We start from the raw sequence: 16,967 nt of genomic DNA, 5'->3' as shown, positions 1-16,967 counted from the left end.
CTCCGTCCCGCTCCCCCTTTCCGCCCTGCTCGCTCTGGAGTTCCCCATGTCCACCAGTGGTTCCCCACCCCCGTCCGGACGGCTCGGTACCGGGCACATCCTGTTCCTGATCGTCGCGGCCGCGGCCCCGCTCTCCGCCATGGTCGGCACGGTCCCCCTCGCCTTCGCCTTCGGTGACGGCGCCGGCGTCCCCGCGGCCTTCCTGTTCGCCGGCGTCACCCTGCTGTGCTTCTCGGTCGGCTACGCGGTCAGCGCCCGCCGCACCGGGGGGTCCGGCGGGTTCTACGCCTCCGTCGCCGACGGGCTCGGCCGGCCGCCCGCGGTGGCCGCCGGCTACGTCGCGCTGCTCTCCTACAACTGCGCGACCATCGGCCTGGCCGGCGCGCTCGGCTACTTCACCCAACTGGTGCTGGCCGCCCACGGCCTGACCGTGTCCTGGGAGTGGTGCGCGGCCGTCGGCCTGCTGCTGACCGCCGTGCTCGGCTACCGGGAGATCGCGCTCAGCGCCCGGGTGCTGGCCCTGCTGATGCTCGGCGAGATCGGCGTCCTGGCCGCCCTGGACGTGGCGATCCTCGCCCGGCACGGCCTGCACGCCCTGCCCGCCACCTCCTTCTCCCCGCACACCGCGGCCGGGCACGGGGCCGGCGTCTCGCTGATGTTCGCGTTCGTCTCCTTCATCGGCTTCGAGTCGGCCGCCCTGTACGGCAAGGAGGCCAGGGACCCGCGGCGCAGCGTGCCCCGCGCCACCTACGCGGCCGTCACCCTGATCGCCGGCTTCTACGCCCTGACGAGCTGGCTGGCGGTCGGCGCGGTCGGCAGCGACCGGGTGCGCGAGGTCGCCGGCAAGCAGATGGGCGACCTGTTCTTCGTCCTCGGCGACGACTTCCTGGGCAAGGCGGGCAGCACCGGGCTGCAGATCCTGCTGTGCACCAGCCTGTTCGCGGCGACGCTGGCCCTGCACAGCGCGGCCAACCGCTACGCCCAGGTGCTCGCCGAGGACGGCCTGCTGCCGGGCGCTCTGGCCGCCGAGCACGCCAGGCACCGCTCCCCGCACCGCGCGAGCCTCGCGCAGAGCGCCCTGACCGCGGTGGTCGTGGGCGGTTTCGCGGTGGCCGGTCTCGACCCGTACGCCGACCTGACCACCAGCATGCTGGGCCTGGGCACCCTGGGCATCGTCGCCCTCCAGGCGCTGGCCGCGCTGTCGGTGCTCGGGCTGCGGCTGCGGCGGCGCGAGGGCGGCGGCCACTGGTGGCGGGAGGTCGTCGCCCCGCTGCTGGGCTTCCTGGGCCTGGCCGCCTCGGTGTGGCTGGTGGTCGGCAACTTCGACATGCTCACCGGCTCCCCGTCCCAGGTCATCGCCGCCCTGCCCTGGCTGCTGCCGCTGGTCGCGGCGGGCGGCCTGCTGTACGCCGCCCGGCTGCGCTCCGCCCGGCCGGCCCGCTACGCCCTGCTCGGCACCCGGCACACCACGACCGCGGCGCCGGACCCCGGCCCGGCCGCCCCCGCTCTGTCAGGAGACCGCCATGCATGACCCGAACGAGCTGATCGAGGCCGGTCCCGAGGCGGTCCGCCGCCTGGCCCGGCGCCGCTACGACCTCGACCTGGACGCTGTGAGCGGCGCGCTGCGGGACCGCTCGGCCTCCCAGGCCGAGGTGACCCGGCTGCGCACCGAACTGAACCGCACCGCCAAGGCCCGCCGCTCGGGGCCGCCGACCGAGGCGGAGAAGGAGGCGGCCCGGGCGCTGCGCGCCGAGGTGCAGCAGGCGGAGGGCACCGCCCGCACGGCCGCCGGCGCGCTGACCGAGCTGCTGCTGGGCATCCCCAACCTGCCGCTGGACGCCGTGCCGGACGGCGACTCGGAGAAGGAGGCGGTGGAGGTCAGGCGCGGCGGTCCCGCCCCGCGCCCGACCGACGGCGCCCGCCACCACGCGGAGATCGGGGAGGCGCTCGGCATCCTCGACTCCCCCGCGGCGGCCCGGCTCTCCGGTGCCCGGTTCAGCGTGTCGCACGGGGCCGGGGCCCGGCTGGAGCGGGCCCTCGGCGACTTCTTCCTCGACCTGCACACCCGCGAGCACGGCTACACCGAGCAGTCGGTGCCGTTCCTGGTCGGCCGCGACACGATGACCGGGACCGGGCAGCTGCCCAAGTTCGAGGAGGACCTGTTCCGCACCCAGGTCGGCGACCGGGAGCTGTTCCTGATCCCGACCGCCGAGGTGCCGCTGACCAACCTGGTGGCCGGGCAGCTCCTGGACGCGCGCAAACTGCCGTACGCGTTCACCGCCCGTACGCCCTGCTTCCGCGCGGAGGCGGGGGCGTACGGCCGGGACACCCGGGGCGTGCTGCGGCTGCACCAGTTCGAGAAGGTGGAGCTGGTGCGGATCTGCGCACCGGAGGTGGCGCAGGAGCAGCTGGCGCTGATGGTCGCGCACGCCGAGGAGTGCCTGCGCCGGCTCGAACTGTCCTTCCGCACCGTGCTGCTGCCCGCGGGCGACATGGGCTTCTCGGCGCGGATGACGTACGACATCGAGGTGTGGCTGCCCGGCGGCGGCGCCTACCGGGAGATCTCCTCGGTGTCCGACTGCGGGACCTTCCAGGCCCGCCGCGCGGACATCCGGGTCAAGCGGGCCGACGGCCGCAAGACGCCGGCGGCCACGCTCAACGGCTCGGCCCTGCCGATCGGCCGCACGGTGGCCGCGCTGCTGGAGCAGGGCGTGCGGGACGACGGGTCCGTGGTGCTGCCCGACGCCCTCGTGCCGTACACCGGGTTCCGGCGGATCCTGCCGGGCGGCGGGACCGAGTAGCCGGGGCCCGGCCCGGGACGCGAAAGGGGCGGGAGCCGAGGTGAGGACCTCGGCTCCCGCCCCTTCGCGGTGCCTCACGCGCCCATCATGTGCACTCCGCCGTCCACGTGGACGATCTCGCCGGTGGTGCGCGGGAAGAAGTCCGACAGCAGGGCGACGACCCCGCGGGCGGCCGGGTCCGGGTCGGCGAGGTCCCAGCCGGCCGGGGCCCGCTCGGTCTCCCAGACGTCGGCGAGCTGCGAGAAGCCCGGGATGGACTTGGCGGCCATGGAGCGCAGCGGGCCGGCCGCGACGAGGTTGCAGCGGATGCCGCGGCCGCCGAGGTCGCGGGCGAGGTAGCGGCTGGTGGCCTCCAGGGCGGCCTTGGCGACGCCCATCCAGTCGTAGTGCGGCCAGGCGACGGCCGCGTCGAAGGTGAGGCCGACGACCGAGCCGCCGCGCCGCTCCAGCAGCGGCAGGCAGGCCGTGGTGAGGGACTTCAGCGAGTAGGCCGAGACCTGCACGGCGGTGGAGACGTCGTCCCAGGTGCCGTCCAGGAACGAGAAGGCGCCCTGCGGGCCGTAGGCGATGGAGTGCACGACGCCGTCGAGGGAGTCGACGTGCTCGCCGATCCGCCCGGCCAGGGAGGCGAGCTGGTCCTTGTCGGTGACGTCCAGCTCGATCACCGGGGCGGGTTTGGGCAGGCGGCCCGCGACGCGCTCGATGAGGCTGAGCCGGCCGAAGCCGGTCAGCAGGACCTCGGCGCCCTCCTCCTGGGCGATCCGGGCCACGTGGAAGGCGATGGAGGCGTCCGTGACGACCCCGGTCACCAGGACGCGCTTGCCGGCGAGGATGCCGCTCATGCCACCGTCACCTCCTGGGGCAGGGCGCCCACCAGCGGGGAGTCGTGGTCCTGGGGGCCGAGGGCGCTGCCGCCGCCGGGCGAGCCGAGCCCGTCGAAGAAGGCGGCGTTGGAGGCCGCGTGGTCGGCGCCCCACTCCTCGGGCATGTCGTCCTCGAAGTAGATGGCGTCGACCGGGCACACCGGTTCGCAGGCGCCGCAGTCCACGCATTCCTCCGGATGGATGTAGAGGGCGCGGCGGCCCTCGTAGATGCAGTCCACGGGGCACTCCTCGATGCAGGAGCGGTCCTTGACGTCGACGCAGGGCAGTCCGATGACGTAGGCCATGCTCAACTCCTCGTTAGGTCGGCCGGTTTCACTTCAGTGGGGTGCCGGTGGTGCGCTCGCCCAGGGTCAGCACGGTGACGGCGAGGACGGCCATGGCGGCGGCGATGACACCGAACAGGGCGCCGGTGCCGTGCGTGTCCAGCACCGGCAGCAGCACGAACGGCAGTGCGGCGGCGCTGAGTTTGGACAGCGAGTAGGCGGCGCCGGAGGCGGTGGCCCGGATCGCGGTGGGGTACTGCTCCGACAGGTACACGTGCGAGACGCTGGAGAAGACGTTGCTGAACAGGGTGTAGGCGAAGCCGCAGACGACGATCGTCGCGGCGGAGTCCGCGTAGCCGAAGCCGAGTCCGGCGAGCATCATCGCGGCCGCCGAGAGGGCGACCAGGGTGCGCCGTTCGACGCGGTCGACGACGGGCAGGGCGAGGGCGGATCCCACCGGGTAGCCGAGGAAGGACAGCGCGGTGAAGCCGAGGCCGGCGACGATGCCGTAGCCCTTGGCTGCGACGATCTGCGGGGCGAGGGTGCCGAAGCCGTAGTAGCCGACGACGGAGAGCACGCAGAACAGCCACAGGACGAGCGTGCGGCGGAGCATGCCGGGGCGCAGGACGTCCCGCAGCCGGGCCTGCGGGCCGGCCGTGCCGGGCTCGGCGGGCGCGGGGGTCTCCAGCGGCAGGCCGCGGCCCGCCGCCTCCGCCTCCATGCGGTCGACCAGGTGCTCCGCCTCCGCGGTGCGGCCCGCGGCGGCCAGCCAGCGCGGGGACTCGATGAGCTGCCGGCGCAGGATCCACACCACGGCCGAGCCGAGCGCGCCGAGCACGAACAGCCAGCGCCAGCCGGCCACGCCGAGCGGGGTCAGCGGCACCAGCCACAGGGCGGCGAAGCCGACGGCGGGGACCCCGCAGAAGGCGAGGGTGTAGGCCCAGGCGATGAACCGGCCGCGTTTGCGGGCGGGCAGCACGTCGGCCAGGTAGCAGTCGGACAGGGCCTGTTCGGCGCCGATGCCGACACCGGCGAGGAAGCGGGTGACGATCAGCCAGCCGGCGTTCGGGGAGAACGCGCCGAGCAGCGAGAACACCGAGTAGATGGCGAGGTTGATCAGGAAGGCGCGGCGCCGGCCGAACCGGTCGGCGATCCGGCCGAGCGTCAGGGAACCGATGAACTGGCCGACGAACACGGAGGCCAGGACGAGCTTGAGCGAGGTGGCGCCGAAGCCGAAGTCGCTCTGCAGCACCTTGCCGATGGTGCCCGACAGGTTGTTCTCGAAGGTGTCGAAGAACAGGCCGACGCCGATGACCGCGGTGAGTCTTCGGTGCAGCGGGGTGATCGGCATGCGGTCCAGGCGGACCCCGATCGAGGCGGGGGCGGTGACTCCGCCCGCCGCCGCGGTGGTCTGGGACATGGGGCTGGCTCCTTTGGGGACTTGCCTGCGAACTCTTGCGTCGCTCCCGGGAAGGAACCGCCCGGGCCACCGCGGGGCCGGGCGCGCGGCCCGGGCCCGCGGTGGCCCGGGCGCGCGGCCCGGGGGCCGGGTGTGGGGGTGTGGGGGCGGGTGCCCGCTGTGGGGGGTGTGGGGAAGAGGGCGCGGGGGTGTGGGGAAGGTGGTGCGGGGTGGTGGACCGGCCTCAGGCGGCTTCCATGGCCTGGCGCCGGATCTGCTCCTCCACGTCGCCGCGTCGCACCGGCGCGCTGACCTCGTGCAGGAACGAGGCGACCTCGCGGTACGAGGCCCAGAACCCGACCTCGTGGTAGGGCACCCCGCGCTCGGCGCAGTACTCGCGGGTCAGCTCCCGGGCGCGCGGCAGGCTCTTCTGCGGCATGGCCGGGAACAGGTGGTGCTCCACCTGGTAGTTGAGACCGCCGTAGAGGAAGTCGATCAGCAGGCTGGGCCGGATGTTGCGGGAGGTGAGGACCTGGCGCTCCAGCCAGTCCAGGGTCTCCTCGTCACCGTCGCGGATGTCCATGCCCTTGTGGTTCGGCGCGAAGATCATCCCGAAGTAGACGCCCAGGGCGGCGTGCTGGACCAGGACGAAGGCGACGGCCAGGACCGGGGAGAGCACGGTGAAGACGAGGCCGAGGTAGACGGCGGTGCGCAGCACGATGAGGGAGGTCTCCAGCACGGGCCGCTTCGTCTTGCCCTGGGCGATCGACAGCACGGCGGTCTTCAGCATCTTGAAGCCCTCGAGCACCAGCAGCACGAAGAACAGCACGCTCTGGTAGCGCACGACGAACTTCTGGGTGCCCTTGCGGGTCGGGTACTGCTTGATGTCGAAGATGGCGGTGCGCCGGCCGATGTCCGGGTCCATGTCCAGGTGGTTGGGGTTGCTGTGGTGGCGGTTGTGGTGGTTGACCCACCAGCCGTAGCTGACCCCGTTGACCAGGTTGGCGTGGACGTAGCCGACCGCCGAGGCGGCCTTCTTGCTGCGGAACATCGCCTTGTGGCCGGCGTCGTGCCACATGAACGCCGACTGGCCGCCGCACAGCCCCATCCACAGGGCCGTCAGCAGCTGCCACCAGGAGTCGCCCAGCTCGAAGAAGGCGGCGAACCCGATCAGCAGCAGGGCGGTGTTGAGGGCGAGTTTGCCCACGTAGTACCGGGGGTCGAGGTCGAGCAGACCCTCGGCCTTGACCCGTTTGAGTAGTTCGGAGAAGGTCGCCGAGGCACCGGTGCGCTGCCCGGCGCCGGCGCCTGAACCGGCGGCCAGCGCGGCCCCGGCCTCTTGTGTGTGCGGACGCTGCATGCGTTGCTCTCCTTGGGAGAAGTGCCCGGATCGGGCGGCGGCACCGCTGCCCCACGGAGCTGCGGGCGCCGCGAGTCGACTTCAGCTCCCGCGCGGTCACCGCCGCGGGACAGGGCCTGGGGTCCGTCCGGCGGACCCGGGCGACGGGAGCACAGTGCGGTGCTCCCGGGCCCGGACCGCCGGGCGAACGTGTGTCCAGCGTTCCGTGGAGCGCTGATGTGGCACTGATACCGGTCTGACCGGGTGTGCGGCGCGGGGCTCAGCCGGCCGCCCCGGCGCGCAGGCGCTCGTCGAGGGCGCGGACGACCGAGTCGGCGGCCTCGGCCACCGCCTCGTCGTCGGGGGCGCCGATGACCGCCATCAGCTGCTCGACCATGGCGTGCTGGAGTTCCTCGGTGGACTGGCTCATCTCTGCTCGCTCCTTCCGGTGCGTGTGTGCGGTGCGGTGGGGGTGGGTGGTGCGCGGTGGGGAGTGGGGTGCCGGTGCCGTCAGAAGGCGTTGCAGGCGCGGAAGACGTGCGCGAAGCCGGGCAGCGAGGCCTGCGGGCCGTCCACGGCGACGTACTCCGGGATCAGCACGTCGGGAGCCCACTTCTGCTTGTACGACAGCTGCGTCTGCGCCGGGTACAGCGCCGCGCCCTCGGCCCACAGAGCGTGCATGAGCCACTGGAACGCGGGGCTGTGGCCGTCGAGTTCGTGGCTCGCGTCCAGCCCGGTGAAGGGCGTGAACCCGAAGTGCAGCCACTGCACGCCCTCGGCCCGGAACACCTCGATGGCGTGCGCGTTGATGGCCTCCATGAGGCCCGGCGAGCCCTCCGGGATGCGCCGGCTCAGGTCGTGCATCCAGCCGGCCCGGCTGCCGTAGACCGGCGAGTACGAGATGTACGCGACCGGGGCGCCGTCGATGGTGCCGACGAACAGGCGGCGGTGCTCCTGGACCGGGCCGCCGATCTGGCCGACCAGGAACTCCAGTTGCTGGGCTCCGCCCTTGGAGCCGAGCCAGGCCTGGTCGATGGTGGCGATGGCGTCCTGGACGTCGGCCGCGTCGACCTCCTTGATCGTCAGGCCGTTGCGGTGGGCGCGGGAGATCTTGTTGCGCAGCTGCATGAACTTGGTGCCGCGCAGGGTGAACTCGGGCAGGCCCACCGCCCAGGAGGCGCCGACCTGGTTGACGGTGAAGCCGGCGGCGGCGTAGCGCTCGGCGTCGGAGCGCTGGAGCTGGACGCCGACGAGGCTCAGGCCCTCGTCGCGGACGTACTGCCGGAAGCCCTCCAGGAGGGTGGCGTAGTCCTGTCCGGCGGCGAACGGGCCGCCGAACTGCACGGCCCAGCGGCCGGTGCGGCGGTAGACGACGACACCGTCCGTGCCCGGGACGGTGAACGTACTGTTTCCGCTGTTGAGCGCCAGGAAAGAACTCGGGTTCTCGGCGTCCGTGTGGCGGCGTATGGCGTCGAGAACCAGGTTTCCGGTGACGGTTTCGGTGGTGGTCGCGGTCATTCCCTTACCCCTTTCGGGAGCGTTTTCCATCGAAGGGAGTACAACACCGTGAGGACGTCCGAGAAAAGGGCCACAAGGAATTCATTGCCTGCGTCAGAAGCGTGTCAGCATTCCGTCAGCGGGTGCTGCGACTGTTGTTTCCGTGAACGGCACGGGAAACCGGGCCGGAAGCGAGGAGAGGTGCCCGGAGTGGCTGATCGGGGACCTTGAGCACGCCTCAGGTCGGGCCGGCGACGGCCTGCGCAGGTTCGAATCCTGCCCTCTCCGCCACGGTCGGAAGTACACGAGCAAGAATTCTTTCCGTCCGGTGCCGCGCCGAAGACGCTGCGGGACCGGACGTCCCAGGAGCCGCCGGCCGCCCCCCGTCCCGGCGGAGCAACCGCCCCGGCGGGCCGATGAGAAATCATGCGCCCGCCGGGGCGCGGCGCGTTCGGGGCCCCGGCATTTCACCGTGGCACGGGCCCGGAAAGAATCGGGAAAGAAACATCTTCGCCAGGAATTGTCGTTCAAGGGGGAGAAGGCATGCTGAGGTTCTCCGTACTCGGAGCGCTGCAGATACTCACCGTCCACGGCCCGGCGGACGTCTCCGGCGACCTGCAGCGCACTCTGGTGCAGACGCTGCTGGTCAGCGAGGGGCAGCCGGTGTCCGGGGAGAGCCTGGCGGAGGAGATGTGGGGGGACTCGGTCCCCGACAACCAGGCCAACGCGCTCCAGGCCCACGTCAGCCGGCTGCGCCGCAGACTCCGTGACCTGGAGCCGGACCGGCCGGCCTCCCGGGTGACCATGCACCCCTCCGGCTACCGGCTCGGTGTCGGCGAGGGCGAGCTGGACGCGGCCGAGTTCATCAGGGCGGTGCGGCTGGCCGAGGCCGCGACGCCGGACGACGCGGCCCGCACCGCGCGGCTGCTGGGCGACGCGCTGGGCATGTGGCGCGGTCCGGTGTTCGGCGGGTTCACCGCCGGGACGCTGTGCCAGCTCGCTGCCGCGCGCTACGAGGAGTACCGGATGCGCGCCATGGAGCTGCGCTTCGACGCCGAGCTGCGGCTGGGCCGCCATGCCGCGGTGCTCGCCGAACTGACCGAGGCCCACACCAACCACCCGTTGCGGGAACGGTTCTGCGAGCAGCTGATGATCGCCCTGTACGGCTCGGGCCGGCAGGCCGACGCGCTCGACGTCTTCCGCCGGATGCGCCGCCACCTCGACGACGAACTGGGGATACAGCCCTCCCCCGCGCTGCGCCGGGTCGAGCACGCGATCCTCTCCCACGACCCGGCCCTGACCGGCGACATGCGCCTGCAGCCGGTCTGAGGGACCGGCCGGGCGCGTAAGCGCTCCGTCAGCCGCCGGTCAGCCCGTCCTGGCACGCTCTTCGGGCAAGTGGAATCAGACTTCCCTACTTTCGGAGGCCCCATGACCACGAGCCAGACCCCGGCGCACGCGGCGCGGCATACGCTCACCCGCTCCGCCGCGGCCCGCCCGTTACGGACCTTCCTCGCGCTGGACGCGGCCGTCACCGCCGCCAACGGCCTGATCTACCTGCTCGCCGCCGGACCGGTGGGCGATCTGCTCGGCCTCGGCTCCGGACTCCTGCGCGGCATCGGGGCGTTCCTCACCGTGTACGGCGCCCTCGTGGCCCTGCTGGCGAGCCGGCCGGTGCCCGGCGGGACCGCCACCAAGGCGGTGATCGAGGCCAACGCGCTGTGGGCGCTCGCCTCGGTCGTCACCGCCGTCTTCGGGTGGTTCGGCCCGAACACCGTCGGCACGGTGTGGACCGTGCTGCAGGCGGCCGTCGTGGCGGCGTTCGCCGCACTCCAGGCGAGCGCGCTGCGCCGGCTCGGCGACCGGTAATCCGTCACTTCAGGGAACCAGGGGGAGACATGAGGTCCCAGGTCGAGGAACTGGCCGGCATACGCGAGCGGGTGCTCGCCGGCCCGAGCGAGAAGGCGACCGCCGCCCAGAAGGCCAAGGGCAAGCTCACCGTGCGCGAACGGATCGGCCTGCTCCTCGACGAGGGCTCCTTCCAGGAGGTCGAGTCGCTGCGCCGGCACCGGGCGACCGGGTTCGGCCTGGAGGCGAAGAAGCCGTACACCGACGGTGTCGTCACCGGCTGGGGCACGGTCGAGGGACGTACCGTCTTCGTCTACGCCCATGACTTCCGGATCTTCGGCGGCGCCCTGGGCGAGGCCCACGCCGCGAAGATCCACAAGATCATGGACATGGCCATCGCGGCCGGTGCGCCCCTGGTCTCCCTGAACGACGGCGCGGGCGCCCGCATCCAGGAGGGCGTCACCGCCCTCGCGGGCTACGGCGGCATCTTCCGGCGCAACACGGCGGCGTCCGGCGTCATCCCGCAGATCTCGGTGATGCTCGGCCCGTGCGCCGGCGGTGCCGCCTACAGCCCGGCGCTGACCGACTTCGTGTTCATGGTCCGCGAGACCTCGCAGATGTTCATCACCGGCCCCGACGTGGTCAAGGCCGTCACCGGCGAGGAGATCACCCAGAACGGCCTGGGCGGCGCCGACGTCCACGCCGAGACCTCGGGCGTGTGCCACTTCGCGTACGACGACGAGGAGACGTGCCTGGAGGAGGTGCGCTACCTCCTGTCGCTGCTGCCCCGCAACAACCGCGAGAACCCGCCCTCGGTGCCCTGCGACGACCCCGCGGAGCGGCGCTGCGAGACGCTGGCCGACCTGGTGCCCGCCGACGGGAACCGGCCGTACGACATGACGCGGGTGATCGAGGAGATCGTCGACGACGGCGAGTACCTGGAGGTCCACCAGCGCTGGGCGCGCAACGTCATCTGCGCACTGGCCCGGCTGGACGGCCAGGTCGTCGGGATCGTCGCCAACCAGCCGCAGACCCTGGCGGGTGTGCTGGACATCGAGGCGTCGGAGAAGGCGGCCCGTTTCGTGCAGATGTGCGACGCGTTCAGCATCCCGATCGTCACCCTGCTGGACGTGCCCGGCTTCCTGCCGGGCGTGGGCCAGGAGCACGGCGGCATCATCCGCCACGGCGCGAAGCTCCTGTACGCCTACTGCGACGCGACGGTGCCCCGGATCTCGCTGATCCTGCGCAAGGCGTACGGAGGTGCCTACATCGTCATGGACTCCCAGTCGATCGGGGCCGACCTCACCTACGCCTGGCCCACCAACGAGATCGCCGTGATGGGCGCCGAGGGCGCGGCCAACGTCATCTTCCGCCGCCAGATCGCCGAGGCCGAGGACCCCGAGGCGATGCGGCAGAAGATGGTCAAGGAGTACAAGGCCGAGCTGATGCACCCCTACTACGCGGCCGAGCGCGGCCTGGTGGACGACGTCATCGACCCCGCCGACACCCGCCGCGTCCTCATCGGCGCGCTGACGATGCTGCGCACCAAGCACGCCGAGCGTCCCGTGCGCAAGCACGGCAATCCCCCTCAGTGACGGAGGTCCGCATGTCCCTGATGTCCCCCACGACCCCGGCGTCCCCCGCGTCCGTGACGTCCCCCACTCCCCCGATCCGTGTCGAGCGCGGCGAGGCCACCGACGAGGAGCTGGCCGCCCTGACGGTGCTGCTGCTCAGCCGGAGCGCGCTGGCCGGGCAGGGCGCCGAGCCCTCCTCGCCCGGCACCACCTCCTGGCGCCCCCACGCCTTCCACGCCCCGCACAGCTGGCAGCGCTCCTGACGGCCTCGGCCCGCGCCCGGCGGCCCGGCCCCTCGGGGGTGGGCCGCCGGGCGGGCGTGTCAGTCCTGGACGAGGGTGACGTCCCGCTCCGCCACCGCGTGGAAATAGGGCAGCGGCACGATGCCCGACGGGCGCAGCTCCACGAGGGCGGCCTGGACATGGGCCGGCCCCGCCTCGACCGAGCCGGGCACGACCTCGCCGGAGTTCTCCCAGCGGTGTTCGGCGCCGTCGCACAGCGCGACGCCGCCGCCGACGCCCTGCTGGACCCGGGGGTCCGACTGGCCGACCGAGGAGCCGACGAGGACCGGACCGGTGCCGGCGGTGCAGCGGTAGGTGCCGGAGAGGGTGACGGTGCCGTCGGGCGCGACGGTGCCGGTGGGGTCGACCGTGATGCTCTCGCCGGTGCCGGCGGCGGCCGGGCCGACCGCGGCACACAGCAGCGCCGCTGCTCCCAGGGCGGTGGCGAGGGCGTGACGTACGGGCATGGGATGCCTCCCGGTTCCGTGATGTGGGGGGGGTCCCACTGGTACCGGTCGGCCGGGCCGGCCGCCGTGACCGTCACCCCATCGGTGGCGCGTCTTCGGACCGTCCGGAAGCTGTCCGCGTGTTGTCACGCTTCCTGGCGGACGGTTCCCCCCTGCCCGCGGCGCGGGCATGGTCGGTGCACGGGCCGCGGCCGATCCCGCCGGCCCTTCCCACCCCGCTGTGGAGGTGCGCCATGTGCTCCTGCCCGATCTCGTCCACGGCCGTCCGCGCCGGTGTCCCGCATCTCGTGACCGCCCGTCCGGAGCAGGGCTGGGCCCTGCTGTGCGACGGCTCGATCGTCTTCGACGACTCGGGCGAACTGCACCCGGACGGCAGCGTGGTCCCGCCCCGGCGGGTCCCGGCCGAGCGGCTCGCGGTGGCCGCCTGAGGGTTCAGGCCAGCACCGCGAACCCGTCCAGTTCCACCAGCGCACGCTCGTCCCACAGCCGGACGACCTCCACGACCGCCATCGCCGGGTAGTCCCGGCCGGCCCGCTCCCGCCAGATGCGGCCCAGCTGACGGGCGTGGGTGCGGTAGTCGGCGACGTCGGTGGCGTAGACGGTGACGCGGGCGAGGTCGGCGGGGGTGCCGCCGGCCGCGGCCAGGGCGGTGAGGAGGCTGGTGAGCGCCTTCTCGAACTGCTCGGGCAGGGTGGTGCCGGTGATCTTTCCGTCGCCGTCGAGCGCCGTCTGGCCCGCGAGGAACACCACGCGGGAGCCGGTGGCGACGACGGCGTGCGAGAAGCCCGCGGGCGGGGACAGTTCGGGCGGGTTGACGCGCTCGGTCGTCACCGTGCCTCCCGGGTGGGTGTGGCGTACAGCTCCTTGGCGATGATGCCCCGCTGGACCTCGCTCGCGCCCTCGTAGATCCGCGGGGCGCGCACCTCGCGGTAGAGGTGTTCGAGGAGGTGGCCGCGGCGCAGGGCCCGGGCGCCGTGCAGCTGGACGGCGGTGTCGACGACGTACTGCGCGGTCTCGGTGGCGAGCAGCTTCGCCATGGCGGCGCGCCCGGGGACGTCCGGTGCGCCGGCGTCGTGGGCGCTCGCCGCCGCGTACACCATCAGCCGGGCCGCCTCCGTGCGCAGGGCCATCTCGGCGACCTGGTGGGACACCGCCTGCATGCGCATCAACGGCCCCCCGAACGCCTCCCGTTCGGCGGTGTGCCGCAGGGTGGCGTCGAGCGCGGCCTGGGCCATGCCGACCGCGAAGGCGCCGACGCTGGGCCGGAACAGGTTGAGGGTGCCCATGGCGACGGCGAAGCCGCGGCCGGGTTCGCCGAGCACGTCCTCGGCGGTGACGGGCACGGCGTCGAAGTCGAGGGCGCCGATGGGGTGCGGCGAGATCATCTCCAGCGCGGAGCCGGTCAGGCCCGGCCGGTCGGCGGGGACCAGGAAGGCGGTCACCCCGCGGGCTCCGGCGCCGGGGGTGGTGCGGGCGAAGACGGTGTAGAAGTCGGCCTCGGGGGCGTTGGAGATCCAGCACTTGGCGCCGGTGAGCCGCCAGCCGGAGCCGCCGTCGGGCTCGGCCGCGAGGGCGAGGGCGGCCGCGTCGGAGCCGGCGCCCGGCTCGCTGAGCGCGAACGCGGCCACCGCGCCGCCGTCGGCCACCCGGGGCAGCCAGCGCTCCCGCTGGGCGGCGCTGCCGTGGGCGTGCACCGGGTGGGCGCCCAGGCCCTGGAGGGCCAGCGCGGTCTCGGCCTCCGTGCAGGACTGGGCCAGCGACTCCCGCATCAGGCACAGGTCGAGCGCGCCGGACGCGAACAGCCGCGCCAGGAGGCCGAGCCGGCCCAGCTCGGTCAGGAGCGGCCGGTTGACCCGGCCCGGTTCGCCCTTGTCGGCGAGCGGGCGCAGCCGTTCGGCGGCCAGGGCGCGCAGCTCGGCGCACCAGGCGGTCTGTTCCGGTTCGAGTGAGAATGCGGGCACTGCCGGTCCTCCCTCCGGGACGGGTCCCGTCGTGACCTTCCCGTCTCCGGGTGAGGTTATCGCGCACAGTTGACTGCCGTCACCAACACGATACGCTCGATCCGCGAGCGCACCAGGACGCCCGTCTCGACGCCTCACGGCATAGGGGGCGAACCGCCATGCACGTCTCGGCCCACGTCGACACCTTCGCGCGCGACCATCTCCCGCCGCCCGACGAGTGGCCCGAGCTGTGCTTCGACCTGCCGGAGCTGCGCTACCCGGAGCGGCTCAACTGCGCGGCCGAGCTGCTCGGCGGCACCGACCCCGCCCGGCCGGCCTTCCACACCCCGGCCGGCCCCGCCTGGACGTACGGCGACCTGCGCGCCCGGGTGGACCGCGTCGCGCACGTCCTCACCGGCGAGCTGGGAGTGGTGCCCGGCAACCGGGTGCTGCTGCGCGGCCCCACCGGCCCCTGGCTCGCCGCCTGCTGGCTGGCGGTGCTGAAGGCGGGCGCGGTCGCGGTCACGGTGCTGGCCCAGCAGCGTCCGCACGAGCTGGCCACGATCTGCGAGATCGCCCGGGTCCGGCACGCCCTGTGCGACGTGCGGGCCGTGGACGACCTGGCGAAGGCCGCGATACCGGGCCTGCGCATCACGACGTACGGCGGCGACGCGCCCGACGACCTGCTGCGCCGCCCGGCGCCCGGCACCCCGTACCCGGCGGTGGACACGGCCGCCGACGACGTGGCCCTCATCGCCTTCACCTCCGGCACCACCGGCCGGCCCAAGGGGTGCATGCACTTCCACCGGGACGTGCTGGCGACAGCCGACACCTTCTCCGCCCACGTGCTGCGCCCCCGGCCGGACGACGTGTTCGCCGGCAGCCCGCCGCTCGGCTTCACCTTCGGCCTCGGCGGCCTCGTGGTCTTCCCGCTGCGGGCCGGCGCCAGCGCCCTGCTCCTCGAACAGGCCGGCCCCCGGCAGCTGCTGCCCGCGATCGCCGAGCACCGGGTCTCGGTGCTGTTCACCGCGCCGACCGCCTACCGGGCGATGCTCGACGAGCTGGACGGCCACGACGTCTCGTCCCTGCGCCGCTGCGTGTCCGCGGGCGAGAACCTGCCCGCGGCCACCTGGCGGGCCTGGCGGGAGCGGACCGGGCTGCGCGTCATCAACGGCATCGGCGCCACCGAGCTGCTGCACATCTTCATCTCGGCGGCCGACGAGCGGATCAGGCCGGGCACGACGGGCGTCCCGGTGCCGGGCTGGCAGGCGCGCGTGCAGGACGCGCACGGCGACCCGGTGCCCGACGGCGAGCCCGGCCTGCTCGCGGTCCGCGGCCCGGTGGGCTGCCGCTACCTGGCCGACCCGCGGCAGCGGGAGTACGTGCGCGGCGGCTGGAACGTCACCGGCGACACCTACGTCCGGGAGAGCGACGGCTACTTCCGCTACGTGGCCCGCGCCGACGACATGATCGTCTCCGCCGGGTACAACATCGCCGGCCCCGAGGTGGAGGACGCCCTGCTGCGCCACCCCGACGTGGTCGAGACGGCCGTCGTCGGCCGGTCCGACGAGGCCCGCGGTCAGGTGGCGGTGGCGTACACCGTCCTGCGGGAGGGCGCGGCGCGCGACCCGGAGGCGCTGCGCGCCTTCCTCACCCGCGAGCTGACCCCGTACAAGTGCCCGCGCGAGTTCGTCTTCCTGGACGCGCTGCCCCGCACGGCCACCGGCAAGCTCCAGCGGTTCCGGTTGCGGGCCGGAGGTGACCAGCAGTGATGTCGACGAACTAAAATGATCAACGTGTCCGAGCAGCACGCCCCCAGGTCCCTCATCGTCACGCTCTACGGCGCGTACGGCCGCTTCGCACCCGGTCCGGTGCCCGTCGCCGAGCTGATCCGGCTCCTGGCCGCGGTCGGCGTGGACGCGCCGTCCGTCCGCTCCTCGGTGTCCCGGCTCAAACGCCGCGGCCTGCTGCTGCCCGCGCGCACCGCGACCGGGGCGGCCGGCTACGAACTGTCCCCCGAGGCGCGTCAGTTGATGGACGACGGCGACCGCCGCATCTATCTGGCCGGGCCGCCCGAGGACGAGGGCTGGGTGCTCGCGGTGTTCTCGGTGCCCGAGTCGGAGCGGCAGAAGCGGCACGTGCTGCGCTCCCGGCTGGCCGGCCTCGGCTTCGGCACGGCGGCGCCCGGGGTGTGGATCGCCCCGGCACGCCTCTACGAGGAGACCCGGCACACCCTGGGACGGCTGCGCCTCGACCCGTACGTCGACTTCTTCCGCGGCGAGCACCTCGGCTTCGCCCCCACCCCGGAGGCGGTCGCCCGCTGGTGGGACCTGGCGGCGATCGCCAAGGAGCACGAGCACTTCCTGGACGCGCACGCGCCCGTGCTGCACGCCTGGGAGGGGCGCACGGACACCGCGCCCGAGGACGCCTACCGCGACTACCTCCTCGCCCTCGACACCTGGCGCCACCTCCCCTACACCGACCCGGGCCTGCCCGCCCACCTGCTGCCGGCCGACTGGCCGGGCGTCCGCTCGGCGGAGGTCTTCCGGGGGCTGCACGAGCGGCTGCGGGACGCCGGGGCCGCGTTCGCGGGTGCCGGGCCCGGGGACGGGCCGTGACCGTGTCCGCGGCGCCGTGTCATGGCCGTAGCCCCTGCCGGAATCGGCCGTGGCCC

18 protein-coding genes and 1 pseudogene are annotated in these 16,967 nt (G+C 73.5%); 10 read left to right on the top strand and 9 right to left on the bottom strand.

Annotated elements, in window-relative coordinates; all coding sequences use genetic code 11:
* Positions 1–46 precede the first annotated feature (46 nt).
* On the top strand, positions 47–1,531 hold the full coding sequence (locus tag B446_RS28020; protein WP_020942800.1) for an APC family permease: 1,485 nt from the start codon (positions 47–49) through the stop codon (positions 1,529–1,531).
* Positions 1,524–2,801 carry a serine--tRNA ligase gene (serS, locus tag B446_RS28015; RefSeq protein WP_020942799.1) on the top strand — a complete coding sequence of 426 codons (1,278 nt, stop codon included), beginning with the start codon at positions 1,524–1,526 and terminating at the stop codon, positions 2,799–2,801. The genes B446_RS28020 and serS overlap by 8 nt, the downstream gene beginning before the upstream one ends.
* Before the next feature lie 74 nt (positions 2,802–2,875).
* On the opposite strand, the gene fabI is transcribed toward serS, so the two are convergent.
* From fabI to B446_RS27990, 6 genes are all read right to left on the bottom strand, one after another.
* Positions 2,876–3,643 carry an enoyl-ACP reductase FabI gene (gene fabI / locus B446_RS28010; RefSeq protein WP_020942798.1) on the bottom strand — a complete coding sequence of 256 codons (768 nt, stop codon included), beginning with the start codon at positions 3,641–3,643 and terminating at the stop codon, positions 2,876–2,878.
* Positions 3,640–3,969: a ferredoxin gene (gene fdxA, locus B446_RS28005; protein ID WP_020942797.1), complete on the bottom strand. Its 330-nt coding sequence runs from the start codon at positions 3,967–3,969 to the stop codon at positions 3,640–3,642. Before fdxA ends, fabI begins: the two co-directional genes overlap by 4 nt.
* 28 nt (positions 3,970–3,997) lie before the next feature.
* Positions 3,998–5,368, bottom strand: a complete 1,371-nt coding sequence (locus B446_RS28000; RefSeq protein ID WP_020942796.1) for an MFS transporter — start codon at positions 5,366–5,368, stop codon at positions 3,998–4,000.
* 223 nt (positions 5,369–5,591) lie between these two features.
* Positions 5,592–6,707 carry a fatty acid desaturase family protein gene (locus tag B446_RS27995; protein ID WP_020942795.1) on the bottom strand — a complete coding sequence of 372 codons (1,116 nt, stop codon included), beginning with the start codon at positions 6,705–6,707 and terminating at the stop codon, positions 5,592–5,594.
* A 259-nt stretch (positions 6,708–6,966) separates the two neighbouring features.
* A complete protein-coding gene (locus B446_RS39780; protein WP_020942794.1) occupies positions 6,967–7,116 on the bottom strand; it encodes a hypothetical protein in 150 nt (49 codons plus the stop codon).
* 80 nt (positions 7,117–7,196) lie between these two features.
* Positions 7,197–8,204: a DUF2156 domain-containing protein gene (locus B446_RS27990; RefSeq protein ID WP_020942793.1), complete on the bottom strand. Its 1,008-nt coding sequence runs from the start codon at positions 8,202–8,204 to the stop codon at positions 7,197–7,199.
* Between the two features lie 174 nt (positions 8,205–8,378).
* Here B446_RS27990 and B446_RS39040 point away from each other — a divergent pair.
* The 5 genes and pseudogenes from B446_RS39040 to B446_RS27970 all read left to right on the top strand — a co-directional run bounded on the left by B446_RS39040 (position 8,379) and on the right by B446_RS27970 (position 11,868).
* Positions 8,379–8,474, top strand: a pseudogene (locus tag B446_RS39040).
* 252 nt (positions 8,475–8,726) lie between these two features.
* Positions 8,727–9,512: an AfsR/SARP family transcriptional regulator gene (locus B446_RS27985; RefSeq protein ID WP_020942792.1), complete on the top strand. Its 786-nt coding sequence runs from the start codon at positions 8,727–8,729 to the stop codon at positions 9,510–9,512.
* A 102-nt stretch (positions 9,513–9,614) separates the two neighbouring features.
* Positions 9,615–10,052, top strand: coding sequence for a hypothetical protein (locus tag B446_RS27980; protein WP_020942791.1), 438 nt, complete (start codon positions 9,615–9,617; stop codon positions 10,050–10,052).
* 29 nt (positions 10,053–10,081) lie between these two features.
* Positions 10,082–11,626: an acyl-CoA carboxylase subunit beta gene (locus tag B446_RS27975; protein ID WP_020942790.1), complete on the top strand. Its 1,545-nt coding sequence runs from the start codon at positions 10,082–10,084 to the stop codon at positions 11,624–11,626.
* Between the two features lie 11 nt (positions 11,627–11,637).
* Complete coding sequence (locus B446_RS27970; RefSeq protein ID WP_202807761.1) at positions 11,638–11,868, top strand: acyl-CoA carboxylase subunit epsilon; 231 nt, start codon at positions 11,638–11,640, stop codon at positions 11,866–11,868.
* Positions 11,869–11,927: 59 nt separating this feature from the next.
* Here B446_RS27970 and B446_RS27965 read toward each other — a convergent pair whose 3' ends face one another.
* Entirely contained in the window at positions 11,928–12,353 is a 426-nt protein-coding gene (locus B446_RS27965; RefSeq protein ID WP_020942788.1) for a DUF6299 family protein, read from the bottom strand.
* A 233-nt stretch (positions 12,354–12,586) separates the two neighbouring features.
* Between B446_RS27965 and B446_RS27960 the strand changes: the two genes are divergently transcribed.
* The gene (locus B446_RS27960; RefSeq protein WP_020942787.1) at positions 12,587–12,781 is read left to right on the top strand and encodes a DUF5999 family protein; all 195 of its coding nucleotides are present in this window, start codon (positions 12,587–12,589) and stop codon (positions 12,779–12,781) included.
* A 4-nt stretch (positions 12,782–12,785) separates the two neighbouring features.
* Here B446_RS27960 and B446_RS27955 read toward each other — a convergent pair whose 3' ends face one another.
* On the bottom strand, positions 12,786–13,184 hold the full coding sequence (locus B446_RS27955; RefSeq protein ID WP_020942786.1) for a RidA family protein: 399 nt from the start codon (positions 13,182–13,184) through the stop codon (positions 12,786–12,788).
* Positions 13,181–14,314 carry an acyl-CoA dehydrogenase family protein gene (locus B446_RS27950; protein ID WP_020942785.1) on the bottom strand — a complete coding sequence of 378 codons (1,134 nt, stop codon included), beginning with the start codon at positions 14,312–14,314 and terminating at the stop codon, positions 13,181–13,183. The genes B446_RS27955 and B446_RS27950 overlap by 4 nt, the downstream gene beginning before the upstream one ends.
* Before the next feature lie 158 nt (positions 14,315–14,472).
* Here B446_RS27950 and B446_RS27945 point away from each other — a divergent pair, with 158 nt between their 5' ends.
* Positions 14,473–16,065, top strand: a complete 1,593-nt coding sequence (locus tag B446_RS27945; protein WP_020942784.1) for an AMP-binding protein — start codon at positions 14,473–14,475, stop codon at positions 16,063–16,065.
* Positions 16,066–16,080: 15 nt separating this feature from the next.
* Positions 16,081–16,911 (top strand): PaaX family transcriptional regulator C-terminal domain-containing protein, encoded by an 831-nt coding sequence (locus tag B446_RS27940; RefSeq protein ID WP_020942783.1) that lies wholly within the window; start codon positions 16,081–16,083, stop codon positions 16,909–16,911.
* Positions 16,912–16,967 lie beyond the last annotated feature (56 nt).

Origin of the sequence: Streptomyces collinus Tu 365 (assembly GCF_000444875.1) — a bacterium.
Classification (GTDB): Bacteria; Actinomycetota; Actinomycetes; order Streptomycetales; family Streptomycetaceae; genus Streptomyces; species Streptomyces collinus_A.
This window is presented reverse-complemented; position numbering and strand designations above follow the sequence as displayed.